The following is a 16,171-nucleotide window of genomic DNA, read 5'->3' as shown; positions in this document are numbered from 1 at the left end:
GTGAGGCCGATGTCCCGCGCTGGTGAAGTGGGCCTTCCCGTTTCCGATTCGCAAAACCGAACCTCGGATGGCTGGCGCATCAGAGGTGAGGGGGATGAGACCGTGCGTAAAGAACGTAATAAACCAGTTCTCTTCCATCGCTCCACAGGCGCATTGCCGCAAAAATTACCAAGGGAAGAACCAACAACACGGTGATAATGCTCCCAATTTCAGCCCCCGTTTGGAGGATCGTATAGATGAGGGGGTGATGGATCATCATCCCCCGTACATCCTGATTCCCGAAAAGTCGGGGGTTGGTGATCAGTTGCACGGCGAATATCGCCCCCAACGCTCCGCTGGATCCCGCCCAATATTGTTGCGATTCAGAGAACAGGTAACTCAACCCCAGAATCAGGAGCCCTCCCACCATCAATGCACAATACCCCGCCAATAACAGGGTATGCACCCGATTCACCGTATCCTGCCACACAAAAAGCCGATCCCCGCTCCAAAGAATGCCCGCCAGAACACCCAAAGAAACCCCGAAGGCTATCAGGTCCTTGAGCCCGTTAAACACAATGGATTTCACGTGTGTCTCCTTTTGTACCAGAACGATTCCTCACGGTTTGTGAATCCCCGACTCCGATCTCGGATCGGGAGAAAGGGGCAACAACGTCTCGTCATCGAGTGGCCAGGCCCGGGGAGGGAGTCCCCGAGTTTGACGGATGGCATCGGCCATCCGTTGCAAACGCAAGAGAATCCGGAGTTTTTCTTCATACGGCAGGGCGGCCAGAGCCTGGCGTCGGCGGTCTTTGGCCACGATCACCCCGGCCATGCACTCGGGTAGCGCACGGTTCATGATCATCCTCCTCGTCATGGGGTTCTCTCAATCCCTAGGGAATTTTTCGAGAGTGATGGAGCATTGGCTTTTCCTCATTCTTCGGATAAGTCCGGGAAAGGCACTACCTCGTTCGGACTTTGATGCCAATAAAGTTTCCCCTTAATCCGTTCATAGCCTCCGCACCAACACAGTTCGTGCTGTTGTGCTTCCTCTCGACAACGGAAACCATCCTCCGCTGCACTGTGTAAACAACGAGGCCCACTAAGATCACGTTCTATACGGGGACCCCAAACACCCAGTAATGCTAAATCGGCCCAACAAAACCGCCCAGGATGTTGTTGCCACAAGGCTTCTAACCGCTGCATCCGACGTTGTTCCACAGTTTCTTTCTTATCGTCTGCCACCTCGTCCTCCTTCTGTTTACCAGCCACCCCGGTGACCATGCCGCTGGCTGTGTCACCGCTTTTTGGACAACGCGGTTCCCGGGGTAAATCCCTCAACAGGAAGGGGTGCCCGGAACGCGATCCGATGACGGTGCAATTCATCTTTGGAGGAATGGCCTGCTTTTTCCGTATTCCCCTGGTCTCTTAACACTTCGAATACCCACACGCCTGACAGTGCTGGCATCCTTCCTCGTACACCAAGGATGCCGCCCCGCATTGCGGGCATAAATCTCCCGCCCGACGCGGGGTGGGGGGGATAGGGGCGGGAGCCACAGGGGGATCAGGGGCTTCGGGTGAGGCCCCCGATCCTTCAGGGGGCTTTGCCGGTAGCTCCGCCGTCTCTCCCCCATCCTCCGATGATTCGGCTAAGTGCTGGGCCATCAATTGCCCCACCGCATCCACGACACTTAATACCCGATGCGGTCCCCATCCCATTTGTTGCGCCCCTCCAATGCCTTGGAGTTGGGCCGCCACAAGCTCCAAGCAATCCCGGGGGGTCAAGGCTTCGGATGACCGCAAGTACAAACTAATCACCCGGCCCAAGGCTTCCAGAAAGGATTGCACTTCGGATCCCGCCCGCCCCAACAAGAGAAACACTTCGGTCGGTTGCCCGGCATGGGTGTTGATGATCACCCGCAGAGTGCCTGCGGGCGTTTCGCGCCGATAAGTGATCCCCGTGACCATCCCGGGCACGGGGCGCACCGGATCGTGCTTAGACATGGCCATCCCTCCTCATCGGATCATCTCCCCATCACGCATTCGGGCAGGGAGTAGGCACACCCTCAGACGCCATCGCAGGCCCATCCATCAGCCATCGCATCAGGCGATCCATCCACTCGGCATCCCCCCGATGTCGCCATCCCCGCGAGAGAGGATGGCCCTCGGCATCCGTGAACACAGGCCACACCGAGAACAGGGGCAACACATCCGCATAGAACCGCTCCACGGAGAAGGAGGACACCCGCCAATGCACATCACGGGGCGTGGGAGGCACCCACTCCACAATCCGAACCGCCTCATCGGGAAGCCACGGCCCCCACGTCCATTCGCGTCCATGGTCATCCCGCCCCCGCCATCCCAACCGAAACCGGAATGCCGTGGCCTCTTCCGGATCACGGGCATCCCACACACAGAGAGCGTGCCCGATCACGGCCTGCAATTCCTCCGGATCGAGATTCGACAGAGCCCATTGAATCAGGCAGGATTGGATGTGTGTGCGAATATTCACGGCATTCCTCCTTATCTTCCTACCACGTCGCCTCGCCCCACGATTGCGCGGGGCCTCGGGACTGAATGACTGTGCTCGTTGGAGTGATGGCCACAATTTCCACGAGCATCACCGCTTCCTCGTGTCGGGGCAACACCAACATTCGGTCATGCACCTGCACGCCCAATACCGCTGGGGTGAGGGTTACCTCGTGATGATCGCACAATGCCCGCCATTCGGCATCGGAGACTCCAGTGATGGCAATCATGCGTGCGCTCCTGTTCTCGTTGCTTCATCGGGGGCGGATTATTCGGAGGATTTCGCCTCCGTCATCGTTTTGCCGATCTGACGCCAAGAGCTCATAAACCCACTCGTGAATGCGACATCGAAGAGCGCCCACAGGGTATGGTGTTGGTAGTAACTCGCGATCCTCAGTTTGGCACACGTCACCGCGCCATCGAGGACGGGCAACTGCTGACACCACAATATTTAAGATGGCGAGAAAACGGCGCACATCTGCATCCACCATCAACCCCTCCTCACATCTCCAGCGCAGCGATGTCTTGCTGCATCGAACACGGTGATAGCCCACCAAACGAATCCACCCCGGCACAACGAGAATCCCCGCTCGAAACCCCAGCACGGCCCTCGCCATGCCACAGGGTTTCAGAAATCGAGGAAACGGGGGGACGCTCCGCATGGAGTCCTTCGATTCGGGGCGATAAACAGGCCCAGGCACCGATGGCACAAAAAACCGGCATCCCTGCCCTACGAAACAGGGATGCCGGTTTTTGCGGGTTTTGCGCACCCTCTCGGGGGTGCGGGTCGAAAACGTTGAAATCATTGTACTTGATACACCCCCCGTCGACAAGGCTCTTTTCCCATTTTTTTATAAAAACCCGCAAGATACTAGACGCAGACAGGGCACTGCCCGGTCATGCTCATCGGTCTCTCCCGCGTCTTGATGGGCTTGACCGGGCAGAGACGGAGCCTAGACGGGGATCGGCCCCGAAAGGCCCCATCACGAAAAGCCATCGCATCGCTCCCCAGGACGGGCGGGAAATTCGATGGGCCTTTGCCCCCCCTCGACACCGCTCGCGAGATGCGTTATAATACGCACTACCTTCTACACGAATCGGGGTTGGACTCTGCCCCGACTGCGCAAAACCGCAAAAAACCGGCATCCCATCCTGTTGGACGGGATATAACCAAACCCCCTCAATGATGACACCATCATTGAGGGGGTTTTTCGTGTGCGTGGCGGCCCGTCCTCCACCACAGCCCTGCGTGACCATTTCATCACCAAAGGAGGTCAAAACATGAACCCTTATGATCATACACCCCCGGAACAGGCGACACAAGCCCGGGACACCACATTCCCCGGCAATCCACCGGGGCGGGAACCTTTGGACGAACCCCAGGGGCCTCCAGCCTTTTCCGATTCCCTGGATGATGACCCCCGCCCCACCGCAGTCCCCACGCCCCCGGACGCGGCGGACTGGTCACAGGACACCGACCCCGTTGCCTGGGTTTCGGACTTGGCCCAACGCATGCACGACCGGGTGAAAGCCCATGCCCTCCCCGAGGAGTTGTTAGCCCCGGATACGCTCCGGCGTCTCGCGGTATTGGCCTATCATCACCCCAAAACGTGGGATCTGGTGCGCCCCATTTTGACCAAGGCCGTGCCGTGGAAATTGTGGCGCGTTGAATTTCGGGAGGCCCAAGACCAACTGCGGGCCGATTGGCAGCAAGCCGAAGTCGAGCTGGCCTTGATGCAACTCGCGTGGGATCTCGAACACCATCAAGTGTCATCGTGGGAGCAGCTGGCGGATCTGATTACCCACATCTGCACCACGGGAGGCCCCGACTATCTGCGACACCCCCTGGTCCTGCGCGCGTTAGGCCTGGCGTGGGCGGACTACCGCGATGGCATTGAACGCTTAGGGCGGAGCCTCACCAATGGCCGATGGCTGAAAACCGATTGGACGGACTGGCTGAAAAGCATTGCCCGCCTGAACCCGTCATCGGCATCGCGACGCAAAGCCCAAGAGCGGGGATTGCAGATTGTCAGTCCATCGGATTCGGCTTCCACGCCTGGGGACGGTGTAGATCATCCGATGGAGGCGATGGAGGTTTCGTGGGATCCGGATTTACCCCCCGCATTTGACGGGTTGGTCGTTCCCGAGGGGTATCGCGTGACTCGTCAGGGATTGTTTCAAATCACCTGGTCGCTGGATGGGGAACCCGTTGAACGTCTGGTTGCTCAGTGGCCATTGGTCATTTTACGCCACTTGACAAACCTGGATACGGATCAGGAGTACGCCGACCTTGGCTGGTTATCTCCGCACTCTGAGAGGGTCTGGAAACGCCGTATTGTCAGCCACGGGGTAATTAGTCATGCACAACAAATTGTGACGTTAGCCGATTATGGGGCTCCGGTAAATTCCAACAACGCTAAAGCCATCATTGCGTTTTTAGATGCGTTTCATCGAGCCAATGCAGATCACTATCCCCGAGTGTTTGCCACGTCACGATTGGGGTGGCAAAGCCATCAGCGAGGATTTGCTGTGGGGGTTGATCAGTACTATGACGCCACCGGCACCTTGCAAGTCGTGGAATTTTTGGCGGATTCCGCTGGAGATCAGCAAAAAGCCCAAGGCTTCCATGCTCAAGGCGATGCGGCGTCCTGGTGGGCCATGCTCGATGACGTTGTGGCCTTTCCCGCTGTCATGATTGCGGTGTTGTCCAGTCTCGCCACCCCGTTATTACACCTCATTGGCGCACCCAACTTTGTCTTAGACTACGGGGGCATCACCAGTAGTGGGAAAACCACTACGTTGGAAATTGCAGCCAGCGTATGGGGACAACCGGATCTCAAGAACGGCCCCGCGGCCATGTTTTCCTGGGCTTCCACCAACGTGGGGGTGGAAATGTTAAGCCAGCTCATTAGTGGACTTCCCGTGATTCTGGATGACACTAAAACCGTTCAAGGAAACCCCCGCAAAGTTACGGAAATCCTCTATGGGATTGTCAGTGGGATTGGAAAAATGCGGGGAGCCAAGGCGGGAGGATCTCGCGCTACGGGACACTGGCGCACCATTTTGCTGAGTAGTGGTGAACAGCCTATTACATCCTTCACCACGGATGGAGGGATTAAAACCCGCACGCTGTCCGTCACCCAGGCCCCATGGGGGGATGAGGATCAGGCCGAGCTCGTCCAAGACATCAAACGCACCATCCGGGCACATTACGGGCACGCGGGATCCGCCTTTATCGCGTGGCTCTTGCAGCATCGCGATCAGTGGTCCACGTGGGCCCACGCTTACCAAATGCGCTTGGCGGATCTCGGGCGGCATCATACCCGAGGCACCGCGCGGTTAATGGAATATCGAGCCTTGCTGGAGGTGACGGCGGATTTGCTCGATCAAGCCCAACTGGGCGGAGAACGGGCATGGACATGGGGCATGGTGACTCAGGGAGAAGGTTGGCAAGAGTTGTGGAATCGCTTTGAAGAACAAGCCAATGACCCCTTGGGATTGCATAAAGCTCTGCGACAACTGGGCAGTTGGATTCAGTCCCACGCAGAAGAATTTATGGGGCATCGCACAGACACCGATCACCCCCCATTGCAATGGGCTGGACAATGGAAGCTCACCTCCTCGCGACATGGACATCCCGCTTCTCCGTGCATCTATACCCACGTACTAGAGCAATTGCTCATGCAATGGGACTACTGGCCCCCCGCCATTATTGACGGGTGGTATGCGCAAGGATGGTTGCAAACTGAGGGAATCCATCGTTTACCGAAAGTTACGATCCTTGAAGGTCCCGATGCCGGACAACGCAAGCGTGTGTTTTATGTGCTAAGCGATAGAGGAATGCAGGTGGCGTTTGGAGAGGACGAAGATCTCGTTGCACCGACTTCTGCGATGCTCGAATCCCCCTCGGATGACCTGCCCCCGTTGCCGGATGAGGATCTGCCATTTTAGGACGTGGGTTTCCCATCACTCCCCTAGAGTCACGAGCCAAGCGTTGGGAACCAACAAATTTTTTTAACCCCCTCCCCTTAACCCAAAAGACAAAAAATGCCGTGGGGCAAGTGGGGCAAGTGGGGCAAAACCATCTCTTTCCTTGTTTGGTTTTTTCTACCTATCAATTTTTATTTTGACGTTGTAAGCATTACTTAATATAACGTTTATAGAAAAAGGGAAATGCCCCACGCCTGCCCCACTAAAAATCGGTCTGCCCCACTCGCAAAAAAACCGCAAAGCCTCACAGGACAAGGGATGCCCCACATGCCCCATAACGCCCCACTAAATCGCTATATAGAGGGGGGGGAGGGGAGGGGGTAAAAAATATTCACGTGCAAAAAAAAAAAAAAAAACCCCCCCCCCTCCCCTATATAAAGATAAAAATGCGTGGGAACGTGGGGCAGTGGGGCGTTGCCCCCGAAACCGTTGTGTGGCAAGGGTTTCGGGAATCGCGCCTTGTGGGGCAGTTTTGGACAGTGTGGGGCATTAGTTCCGAGACCGTTCCCGTGCGGGATCACGCCCCGATGAGATCGAAGGCCATGCGATAGCGTGCGTGGGACAAGCACCCCGGCTGGAGACCGGGAACAGGGTTGGATGGTTCGAGAGGTTGAACCCCTGGATTATTTGGTGGTGGTTGGATAAAAACCCCCCGTCAGACGCCCTGAGAACCCGTCTACGGTGAAAAATGGGGTCGCCCTGTGTTCTGCCCCGTGTCTCCGAACCAACGCCCCGGAGAACGCCGGATTCCGGCACAACGCGGGTTCGTTGGGAACCCCCGGATGATCATGCGAAAGGAGGATGTCCTATGTCCACACGGATCTGCACTGCGGATACGGTGTCCGAGGCCGCGTTAACTCGTTTGCGCACGTTTTTCCGGCAAATCGTCGGACGCCCCCGCCACTCCTCGCTCGTGCGGGTGACGGTCGATGACATTCGGCGGGCCACGCATTTGAGCCGGATTGTCGTCCAGCGCGGATTGCGCCAATTAGAGCGCGAGGGATGGCTGACCATTGTGGGGCCGACATCGTGGCATCGGATGTCCAGCTATGTGTGGCTGGATCGTCCCGATGATCAGGCTCCGGTCGTCCTGTCGCGGGCCGAATGGGATGCGCTTGTCCGCCGGTGTCAAGGTTTCGAAGCCCCGCCCCGCTCCGATCCCCGCAAATCTCGCGATGTCCCTCCCTCCTCACCCCGGTAACTCGCCCCCATGCGTCACAAAAAATTGCGCCCGGGACTTGACACGATGCGCACGGTCTGCCTATAATGCCTTAACAATAGATATCGGGTTCGCATAGCCATCGAACGAGTGCACAAAACCGCAAAAAACCGGCATCCCACCTTCTCAAAGTTTTCGAGAAGGTGGGATTTTTCTGTCTCATCCATTCCCTCCGAGGAGCAGAGGGACTCGCATCCGAGTCCCCATACCCCAAGGAGGTGCAAAAAGGATGCGTCTGCAGCACACGTTTACCACGTCTTGGTCTGCCATGAACCCCGTCTGGTCTTATCACGCCCAAGCCCGATGGCGCATGCGCGTGGGAGGCCATTTACCGCATCGCGGCACCGTGTGGTGGGTCGGACGGTATGACCGCTATACGGGGTGGCTCTTGCGATGGCGTCATCGGTACTGGGTGCTCGTCACCGCGAAGGATCAGGAACGCATGATCGTTGTTTCCGTCTGGAAACCCCAATGGTGGTACGACCGCTTAGCAACCCTGGCATCCGATCCCCACGCTCGCGATATTCATGCCGCGATGACCACACTACAAGATTACGTGGCCCTGGCGCAATAAACGCGGTCTCCTGCCCGCCACGGAATGCACCACACGGGTTCATTCCGGTCCCTCGTGATGAGGTGCCCAACACGGAGATCAGCAATTTTACGAGAAAAGAGGCCAACGTGATGTCATCTTCTTCAATGCCCCCCTCATCGCCAGCCGGACTGCCCACGGTGTTTGATTGGGTCGCGATGTATCCTGCAATGGCCGATGCCACGCAGTTTGGGCTGATCACGATGTCCCCCGATGACGATGCCCAAGGGTATGCCCTGATCATGGGGGACCCCGTGCGGATTTTACGGGCGTTTTTAGCCACGATCATGATGGATCGGGTCGAACATCATCCCACCCTACCCGTGGGAGAACTGGTCGGGGAAATGACTGCGCTCTGCGTGGATGCCCTCGACCAAGCCTTAATGTACACGCAAGCCACGGTGTCGGAATGGCATCCCCGCCCTGATTCCGAATCGTAGGGATTGGCCCCACGGCCTATTGGCTAACACGGTTGATTGCGAGGTGAAATGCAATGTCTACTCCAACCCGCACGGTGTTTGATGTGGTGGTGGCCCACCCGGATGTGGCGAATGCCTCCACCTATTGTGTGATCACGATGCCCGCGTCCGAGGAACCGGATCGCGTGGTGATGAACGCGGCGCCCCGCGATGTGTTACACCTGTTATTTCTCGCCTGGCTGACGGCGTTGCAAACCGAAAATCCGAACACATCGCTGGAAACCGTCATGGAGACCCTGACCCACCTGACCCTGCACGCGATGGTCGAGGCTTTGCGGGATTATGCCCACGACACGCCATCGGAGGGCGATGCCCCATGACCGCCATTCCAGTGTTGTGGCCCTGGCAAGGGAGCAAGGTACGGTTGGCCCCCGTGATTGCCTCCCGTCTGCCTCCCCATCGCACGTATGTCGAACCGTTTGCAGGCACTGCTGCCGTGTTGTTGGCTAAAGATCGTAGCCTTGTGGAAGTGCTGAACGATGTCAACGCGGATCTGGTGGCCGTGTATCGATGTCTCCAAGACGCCCAGCTCAGTCGTCGGCTGTACCGGCGCATCCGGTGGACGCCGGTGAGCCGCATCGAGTGGAACCGGGCGCAGGATGCCCCCAATCCCGATGACGTGGTCGAACAGGCCGCTCGATTTTTGATTCGCATGCTCCAGGGATTTAACGGCAAGCCCGATGCCACCGCATGGGGGGGCAAACTCACACCCCAGGGCGTAGTGCAACGCCAAACCCGCTTTTTACACCGGATGATGCCCGCGGCCCAGCGACTGACCGGGGTCATTCTGGAATCGGGGGATTGGCGCACCATCGTGCAACGGTATGAAGCCCCCAGCACGTGTGTCTTTTGCGACCCCCCCTATCGCACGGCATCCTCGGATGCGGAGAACGCCTACGGAGGCCCCCCGTGGACGGATGCCGACTGGAACGATCTGATTACGTGGGCTCTCCAAACTCCCGCAATGGTGTGCCTCACCCACTACCCCCACCCGGCGACCGACCGCCTCCGCGCCGCGGGATGGCACGTGGAATCGGTGCGGTTGTGGGTGAACGTCAAAGGCCGCACGCAGAGAACGGGCCTGGCGGGAGGGCATCTCAACACGTCCGTGGATACCCGGGTTGAGCATATTTGGTGGTCTCCTCGTGCATGGGACCAAGCCCCCCGGCAATTAACGTGGTGGAACGCGGATGTGTCCCTAGCGGAGGTGGGGGTTGATGGAGAGTAACACGGTAGCAAGCGTGACGGTGTTGATTGGGGATGTGCGGCGCCAGTTGGCCACCCTGCCTCCGGCATCGGTGCATTGTGTGGTCACGAGTCCCCCCTATTGGCAATTGCGGTCGTATCTCCCCCCCAATGACCCCGCCAAAGAGCAGGAAATCGGGAACGAAGCGACTCCCGCAGAATATATTGCCCATTTAGTCAGCGTGTTTGATGCGGTGGCTCGGGTTTTGCGACCCGATGGCACGCCTGGATTAATATCGGGGATACCTATTCCCGAGGGGATAAGACGCGGGTGCCCCGTGATGCCGAACGGGGCGTGCGGAGCCGGATTCATGGCCCCGTAGCTCAGCGGGCCGGATACGGAACCGGGGGGATGGCGGATCGCCCGCCCAAAAACTTGCTGTTGATTCCCGCCCGGCTGGCCTGGGCATTGCAGGATGCGGGATGGATTTTGCGCAGTCATAGACCCCACACCTAAAGGCGGGGGCTTGGGTTGACGAGCCTGAGTGAAATCTATGCACTAGACCGGATGCGCGTAACGGGCTACGAAGCACCTCCCGAATGCCAGTCCTAGTTTGGGGAAATGCGGCAGAATCGTTGAATGCCACGGTGGGGAGAAATTCCCCTCCTAAGCCGGTTATGCAAGGTCGAAGGACACGAAACTCCGAAAGGAGGCACGAATACCGTGCAAAAAATACCTGTTGTTCATCAAGACGGGACACCCCTCATGCCTTGTTCACCGTCGAAGGCAAGGAAGTTGCTAAAGGCAGGCGCAGCCGTGCGAAAGTGGACGAAAACAGGGATCTTCTACATCCAATTGACGACACCAACGAGCAAGCAGACACAGGCTTTGACGCTGGGTTACGATCCCGGCGCATACTACGATGGATTTGCGGTGGTGAGTCACCAACAGATTCAAACCACGGGGATGCTGGAAGTAAAGAACAAGATTTCAAAAAAGCTGGAGCAACGAAAGAACATGCGGCGTGCCAGACGGTTTCGCAAAACAAGGAGACGCCCGAAACGGTTCAATAACCGCAAACGCCCGGCGGGTTGGTTGCCGCCGTCGATCCAAGCGAAGGTTGATATGCGTAAGACGTTCCTCAAAGTCTTGTTGGCGATCTACCCCGTCAGGACTGTGGTCGTGGAAGACATGCGGATCGACGGAAACGATCTGAAAGGCATTACAGGACGGAAATATTTCACCTGGACAATGGAGAACAAGCGGCCCTTCTACGATTGGTTGCGGGAACGTGCGAACCTCGTGTTGTACGAAGCGAACGATACGGCGCAAACCCGACACCTGTTAGGGCTGACAAAGACAAAGAAGAAAGGTGAGCACATCTTCACCTCCCAGGCTGTGGACGGAGTGGCACTGGCCTGGATGGAAGCCAGGACGGAGGACTTGCATGTCCCCGGCTTCACCGTATGGCGGAGGCCGGAAGTGCCCCGGCGGCAACTGCATCGGTTCGAGCCGGAAAAAGGCGGCGTGCGCAAGCTGTATGGCGGCAGTCGGGCACTGGGATTTCAGAAGAACACGGTGGTGTGGTATCAGGGGAAGTTGTATCGGACAGGCGGGACAACGAAAGGGAAGCTGAGTCTGCATACGTTCGACTTTGCCAACAAGCGAGTGAAGCAAAATGCCAAAGTAGAAGGATGCCAACCGCTATTCGTACAGACCTGGTTTACCAAGCGAGTTATTTGAAAACGAAAGGAGCGAAGGCACGGCTCCTCCCCATAACGGAAGTCAGGGGTGTCCGCCGTGCCGAAATGGATGAGTATGTCTCATGTTTTTCGACGCCAAACGTTTCTTGCGGAGGATCAGGTCGTCGTGAGCACCATCGCCGATGTTGATCGCATCGGACTGAGGGATACGGCGGAAACGATGGTATTTCCGGCCACGGCCCCTGACGCGATCCAATTCGAGCAGGTGCTCTATCGCGAGGGCCATGGCATGTTTCCCAGTGTGGAGTGGTTGCAAGCTCGCCACGATGCGATTGTGCAGACGCGCCCCTGGGTCCGGTAACGGAGAGGACATTCGGGTTTTCGCTGCCCTGATTATCACCGACCTCGGGGGAAATCTCCGGCCTGAAAGGCCACGTGAAAGCGTGGTCATGCACGGGGACGAATCGTTTCCTGCACTATGCCCTGACAGCCAAATTGGCCCCGACTCTTCACGAGGCTCGGACGTTGTTGGTCGCGATGGAGCGGAAAATCGAAACTCTGGCGGAGTTCCCAGCATGCGGGGAATCCGTGACCACGACCACGAGACAGATGTTCTGCACTTATATAGCAAGGGTGCGAAACAACAATGGCATTGCAGTTTCGCAGCATGGATGCATTAGAGCAACTCGTTCAAGAGGCGCAACCCTGTAAAAATTATGGCCATAAAGCGGCTGGTGTTTATAAAGTGCAAACGCCTTCGGGCTCGCAGTATGTGCAATGGAGAATCAGTGAAATGACGACCGATGAAATGGCTCTGGCATTATTAGCGGCTGGATGGGTAACAGTTGATCCCGAAACGGGCAATGTGTTCATCCATCGTGGCCCGGGCGGACCGCGACTATCTGAGCCGAGCCAAGCAAAAGGTACCATAATTAATGGTTATCGAAGTTCTAAATTTCATCTGAATGGAGAAACTCATCCCATACGGCATCATCGGCTCATTTGGATATCCGCTAATGGGTCGCCGCCAGAGGGCTTTGTAATTTGCCACCGCAATAACAACAAGCTTGACAATCGCCTGAGTAATCTCTATTTGGCTACTCCACAGCAAAATAGCCACGATGCGAAACGGGACGGTCTCTACCCCGATTATAATCACCATCCTCGTGCAAAAATCGGCATTGAGACTGCCCAACAAATTGCCAATGACTACAAGCATGGTCAAGGAAGTATTTACCAACTTGCTAAAAAATATGGTATCTCCAAGTCTCGTGTCTCACAAATCGTGCATGAGTTTGGATAGACGAAAGTTGACGCCCACGTTCTTGAGCGCTTCGATGGGGTGCGGTATCGCTTGGTAGGCAACGCGATTACGGTGCCCGTGGTGGCGTGGATTGCCCGGCGGATGGTAGCGGTTGATGCGTTGCGGCATGAATGGGAGGATCACCCATGATCTTGTATCTCTCCGGTCCCATGTCGGGGCTGCCAGATTTTAATTATCCGGCGTTTCATGCCATGGCATCGCAGTTGCGTACTCGGGGATATGTGGTCATCAACCCCGCTGAGAGTGGCACGCCCCCCGGTTGGGAATACGCGGATTATTTGCGGCATGATCTGGTGCAACTGGTGGAGCACGCTGAGGGCGTGGCTTTGCTTCCGGGATGGCGGACTTCCCGAGGATCGCGCGTGGAAGTGATGGTGGCCGAAGCCCTGGGGTTGCCTGTGGCGAGCCTTAATCAGTGGATGACGCACGGGTCGGAACGGTCTTAAGACCCCCCGGAATCCTCGAAGAGATGCCCCTGGGCACCCGATGCGGCGCCCAGGGGTTTTGTGTGGGGGTTCTCCCCCATCCATTCTCCAGACAGGAGGCGTGTGGCATGACGTTGCGAGCCGCTTGGGATGACGCCCAACACGATGCCGCCATTGTGCAAGGTCGGCAATGGCAGGGAGTCACTCCTCGCGTCACGATAGATCGCATTAATCGGTATTTTCGTCGGGTGTTGGCCCCCTGGCAAGATCGCGAGGCCCCCATCACATGGCGTGCGGGACATCCTCGGCACGGCCCTACGCAATGGCGGGGGCGCATCGTATCGGTGGGGCCCACCGGCATGGTCGTGGGGGCGGTCAATAGTGCCAACGAGGTGATTTGGCGCACCTTTATTAGTTGGGTGGATCTCTGGGCGGGTCACGTCAGCGTGGTCACTCCGGCTACCTGTGATCACGACATTCAAACGGCCCGGTCGCGGTTGAGCACGATTACCGTGGCGCGCTCCCGAGAACAGGAGGGGTTATGGTGAATTGGAGCGATGTGTTGTTTTTGGCAAGCGGCTTAGGAGTGTGCGTGTCGGGGGTGTGGGATGTCCTGGCGCAAACGGCGGCGTGGGACCGGGAACAATCCGCCGCGTTTCGGCGGGCTGTGCGCAAAGCGGAATTAGCCGGACGGCTCCCCCCCGATTGGGAAAGCTGGAACGATGCACAAATTGTGCAAACCCTGCGGGATCTGGCCACGGCAACAGGCCATCCGGAAGTGGTGGATGGGGTCATGGCCCCGGATGTGGAACCCCCACGGCCTGCCATGGGAGGCACCGTCATTCCCGGCCCGTGGGTGCGGTGAACGGAGTCCAAAAAACACACAAGGAGGAACACTATTATGTCTGATCGCGTGATGGGGTGGAAAAATACCCATCCCTTTGCCGCCATTGTCGGGTTGGGGATCGTGTTATATTTTATCGCGGAACGGGTGCCTCTGATTAACGGATTAGTGGGGTGGATCGTGTTGATTAGCATGCCGATTCTCTGGAGTCGGTGGAATGCTTCGGCTCTCACGTCCCGAGAAAGCCCGGTCGGATATGCCGTGGGAATCGGGGTGCTGGTGGGAGCCTTGGTGGATTTGATCGGAGCCATTCTGAACACGATTTTTTTGGGCATCGTGACCGTGCTGTTTCAATCCATGGGCAACGCTACCGGATTGGCGGGAGCCACGGGCGCCGGGCTGATTACGACGTTTAGTATTGTGCACTGGTTTATTGCTCCGTTCGTGGGAGGCTTCTTAGGGGCATTGGGAGGACTCATTGGAGGAGCATCCCTGCCCCGCAGTCGGTGAAACCCTTTACCGCCATCACCGCGCGCATGCATCGTGGACCCCAGCGGGTTCGGGTCATTCCGTGGCGGTGGTGGCGGATCCATGCAGTGGTGCGCCGGGCTCAAAGGAACGAATCCAGTCTTGAGTTTTTGTGGACTCTCTCCTCCCCCTGGGTCTTACCCATAGCCCGTGCGTATTATGCCCAGGAATGGGAAGAGGATGACTGGGTGCAAGAGGTGCGCATCGGGTGGTGGAAAGCGGTCCAAACGTTTCAGCCGGGGCGGGGCATCTTTTTTGGAACATGGGCCAAATGGGTGGTGCGAACGCATTGCCATTCCGCGCTACGAGGAGCCACGCGCTATAAACATCTGCCCTTGAATACTGCCATTTCCTTAGCCGCCCCCGTGGGGTCGGATCCCGATAGTCCTGTGTGGGAAGACCGGGTGGCCGATCCCACGCAAGATCCCTTGGACGCTCTCTGCGCTCGAGAAACCCGGACAGCGCGGTTGGCGGCATGGCAAGCCCGCCTGACGCCTTGGGAATGGATTGTCCTGTGGCACCGAGTCGCCGGAGATTCTTATGCCACAATCCAGTCCCGGTATCATTGTTCGAATCGCCAAATCGACAACGCCTGGCAACGCGTTCGACGCAAGGTGCGGCAGATCGAACGGAGTGTGATCGCTTGTGACCGATGACAGCATGTCGTGGCCCTGGGTCATTCACACGGGGGTGGGGGTTGTAGCTCCGACCACATTAGGGCCGGATGCGGTGGAATACCGTGAGGTGCCCTTCCCCCGAGAAGGAGTCAGCCGGACCTTATGGATAGGCCGACAGGGATCCGTCTGGGCGTGGGTCTGGCGACACACTCCGTATCAAGGGGTGGGCTATCCCACTCCCAAGGCGGCGATGTATGCCGCCTGTGCGGTGGCGGCCCAAACGTGGGATTGGCGGTGTGCCGTGGCGGGGGCGCAGTCGTGATGCCTCCCGCCAGCAACCCCTTGGCGTGGGATGTGCCCGCTATGCGCCAGACTTTGCGCCGGGTGGTGTCGGCCTTGCAAGATGTGGGATGGCCCAATCCTCCCCGGTTGCGGGCGTGGGGATTGCGTCTCGGACAGGGCTCCCCCTCATCCCAGTGGGATGGCCCCACGTTGCACCGAGCCATCGTGCTATGGGGCACGATCACTCGAACCCTGTCCCGTATGTCTCCGGTTCATCGGGATGCGTGGTGGGATACGTGGGGAGATGGCCCTTGGGATGATGCGTGGGTGACTCAAGCCCTGGCGGATTGGTTGGGACACCTGGATGCGACTCGGAGTGCAGGCCCCCCCGGATCGTGAGAACCCCTGGGGATTGGGAACGGTCTGGGGGCACCATCTTAAGATCCAAACCGACACGCCCCCGTCTTGTTCGGA

25 protein-coding genes are annotated in these 16,171 nt (G+C 57.8%); 18 read left to right on the top strand and 7 right to left on the bottom strand.

What is annotated here, in order from left to right; translation table 11 throughout:
• Positions 1-79: 79 nt before the first annotated feature.
• The 7 genes from AOA63_RS03295 to AOA63_RS03265 all read right to left on the bottom strand — a co-directional run bounded on the left by AOA63_RS03295 (position 80) and on the right by AOA63_RS03265 (position 2,999).
• Positions 80-568, bottom strand: coding sequence for a hypothetical protein (locus AOA63_RS03295; protein WP_053958385.1), 489 nt, complete (start codon positions 566-568; stop codon positions 80-82).
• Between the two features lie 30 nt (positions 569-598).
• On the bottom strand, positions 599-838 hold the full coding sequence (locus AOA63_RS03290; protein ID WP_053958384.1) for a hypothetical protein: 240 nt from the start codon (positions 836-838) through the stop codon (positions 599-601).
• 74 nt (positions 839-912) lie between these two features.
• Entirely contained in the window at positions 913-1,224 is a 312-nt protein-coding gene (locus tag AOA63_RS03285; RefSeq protein WP_053958383.1) for a hypothetical protein, read from the bottom strand.
• Positions 1,225-1,407: 183 nt separating this feature from the next.
• Positions 1,408-1,983, bottom strand: a complete 576-nt coding sequence (locus AOA63_RS03280) for a hypothetical protein (RefSeq protein WP_053958382.1) — start codon at positions 1,981-1,983, stop codon at positions 1,408-1,410.
• Between the two features lie 31 nt (positions 1,984-2,014).
• Positions 2,015-2,491 (bottom strand): hypothetical protein, encoded by a 477-nt coding sequence (locus AOA63_RS03275; protein WP_053958381.1) that lies wholly within the window; start codon positions 2,489-2,491, stop codon positions 2,015-2,017.
• Positions 2,492-2,510: 19 nt separating this feature from the next.
• A complete protein-coding gene (locus AOA63_RS03270; RefSeq protein ID WP_053958380.1) occupies positions 2,511-2,738 on the bottom strand; it encodes a hypothetical protein in 228 nt (75 codons plus the stop codon).
• 24 nt (positions 2,739-2,762) lie between these two features.
• On the bottom strand, positions 2,763-2,999 hold the full coding sequence (locus AOA63_RS03265) for a hypothetical protein (RefSeq protein WP_053958379.1): 237 nt from the start codon (positions 2,997-2,999) through the stop codon (positions 2,763-2,765).
• Between the two features lie 790 nt (positions 3,000-3,789).
• Between AOA63_RS03265 and AOA63_RS03260 the strand changes: the two genes are divergently transcribed.
• From AOA63_RS03260 to AOA63_RS03175, 18 genes are all read left to right on the top strand, one after another.
• Complete coding sequence (locus tag AOA63_RS03260) at positions 3,790-6,459, top strand: DUF927 domain-containing protein (protein ID WP_053958378.1); 2,670 nt, start codon at positions 3,790-3,792, stop codon at positions 6,457-6,459.
• A 437-nt stretch (positions 6,460-6,896) separates the two neighbouring features.
• Complete coding sequence (locus tag AOA63_RS20020) at positions 6,897-7,049, top strand: hypothetical protein (RefSeq protein ID WP_206742806.1); 153 nt, start codon at positions 6,897-6,899, stop codon at positions 7,047-7,049.
• 257 nt (positions 7,050-7,306) lie between these two features.
• Positions 7,307-7,699 carry a hypothetical protein gene (locus tag AOA63_RS03250; RefSeq protein ID WP_053958376.1) on the top strand — a complete coding sequence of 131 codons (393 nt, stop codon included), beginning with the start codon at positions 7,307-7,309 and terminating at the stop codon, positions 7,697-7,699.
• A gap of 247 nt (positions 7,700-7,946) precedes the next feature.
• Positions 7,947-8,291: a hypothetical protein gene (locus AOA63_RS03245; RefSeq protein WP_053958375.1), complete on the top strand. Its 345-nt coding sequence runs from the start codon at positions 7,947-7,949 to the stop codon at positions 8,289-8,291.
• A gap of 110 nt (positions 8,292-8,401) precedes the next feature.
• Positions 8,402-8,749, top strand: coding sequence for a hypothetical protein (locus AOA63_RS03240; RefSeq protein WP_053958374.1), 348 nt, complete (start codon positions 8,402-8,404; stop codon positions 8,747-8,749).
• A 53-nt stretch (positions 8,750-8,802) separates the two neighbouring features.
• On the top strand, positions 8,803-9,108 hold the full coding sequence (locus tag AOA63_RS03235; protein WP_053958373.1) for a hypothetical protein: 306 nt from the start codon (positions 8,803-8,805) through the stop codon (positions 9,106-9,108).
• Positions 9,105-10,016 (top strand): DNA adenine methylase, encoded by a 912-nt coding sequence (locus AOA63_RS03230; protein ID WP_053958372.1) that lies wholly within the window; start codon positions 9,105-9,107, stop codon positions 10,014-10,016. Before AOA63_RS03235 ends, AOA63_RS03230 begins: the two co-directional genes overlap by 4 nt.
• The gene (locus tag AOA63_RS03225) at positions 10,006-10,356 is read left to right on the top strand and encodes a DNA methyltransferase (RefSeq protein ID WP_053958371.1); all 351 of its coding nucleotides are present in this window, start codon (positions 10,006-10,008) and stop codon (positions 10,354-10,356) included. Before AOA63_RS03230 ends, AOA63_RS03225 begins: the two co-directional genes overlap by 11 nt.
• A 341-nt stretch (positions 10,357-10,697) precedes the next feature.
• Positions 10,698-11,717: an RRXRR domain-containing protein gene (locus AOA63_RS03220; RefSeq protein ID WP_082343717.1), complete on the top strand. Its 1,020-nt coding sequence runs from the start codon at positions 10,698-10,700 to the stop codon at positions 11,715-11,717.
• Positions 11,718-11,774: 57 nt separating this feature from the next.
• Positions 11,775-12,038 carry a hypothetical protein gene (locus AOA63_RS03215; protein WP_053958370.1) on the top strand — a complete coding sequence of 88 codons (264 nt, stop codon included), beginning with the start codon at positions 11,775-11,777 and terminating at the stop codon, positions 12,036-12,038.
• Between the two features lie 285 nt (positions 12,039-12,323).
• Complete coding sequence (locus tag AOA63_RS03210) at positions 12,324-12,980, top strand: HNH endonuclease signature motif containing protein (protein WP_053958369.1); 657 nt, start codon at positions 12,324-12,326, stop codon at positions 12,978-12,980.
• 146 nt (positions 12,981-13,126) lie between these two features.
• Positions 13,127-13,447, top strand: a complete 321-nt coding sequence (locus AOA63_RS03205) for a DUF4406 domain-containing protein (RefSeq protein ID WP_053958368.1) — start codon at positions 13,127-13,129, stop codon at positions 13,445-13,447.
• 107 nt (positions 13,448-13,554) lie between these two features.
• Positions 13,555-13,974 carry a hypothetical protein gene (locus tag AOA63_RS03200; protein ID WP_053958367.1) on the top strand — a complete coding sequence of 140 codons (420 nt, stop codon included), beginning with the start codon at positions 13,555-13,557 and terminating at the stop codon, positions 13,972-13,974.
• Positions 13,968-14,291: a hypothetical protein gene (locus AOA63_RS03195; RefSeq protein ID WP_139061487.1), complete on the top strand. Its 324-nt coding sequence runs from the start codon at positions 13,968-13,970 to the stop codon at positions 14,289-14,291. Before AOA63_RS03200 ends, AOA63_RS03195 begins: the two co-directional genes overlap by 7 nt.
• A gap of 36 nt (positions 14,292-14,327) precedes the next feature.
• Positions 14,328-14,780, top strand: a complete 453-nt coding sequence (locus AOA63_RS03190) for a hypothetical protein (RefSeq protein ID WP_053958365.1) — start codon at positions 14,328-14,330, stop codon at positions 14,778-14,780.
• Entirely contained in the window at positions 14,777-15,454 is a 678-nt protein-coding gene (locus tag AOA63_RS03185) for a sigma-70 family RNA polymerase sigma factor (RefSeq protein WP_053958364.1), read from the top strand. Before AOA63_RS03190 ends, AOA63_RS03185 begins: the two co-directional genes overlap by 4 nt.
• Positions 15,444-15,737 (top strand): hypothetical protein, encoded by a 294-nt coding sequence (locus AOA63_RS03180; RefSeq protein ID WP_053958363.1) that lies wholly within the window; start codon positions 15,444-15,446, stop codon positions 15,735-15,737. Before AOA63_RS03185 ends, AOA63_RS03180 begins: the two co-directional genes overlap by 11 nt.
• Complete coding sequence (locus AOA63_RS03175; protein ID WP_171822596.1) at positions 15,734-16,096, top strand: hypothetical protein; 363 nt, start codon at positions 15,734-15,736, stop codon at positions 16,094-16,096. The genes AOA63_RS03180 and AOA63_RS03175 overlap by 4 nt, the downstream gene beginning before the upstream one ends.
• Positions 16,097-16,171: the final 75 nt, after the last annotated feature.

Source organism: Sulfobacillus thermosulfidooxidans (genome assembly GCF_001280565.1).
Classification (GTDB): Bacteria; Bacillota; Sulfobacillia; order Sulfobacillales; family Sulfobacillaceae; genus Sulfobacillus; species Sulfobacillus thermosulfidooxidans_A.
This window is presented reverse-complemented; position numbering and strand designations above follow the sequence as displayed.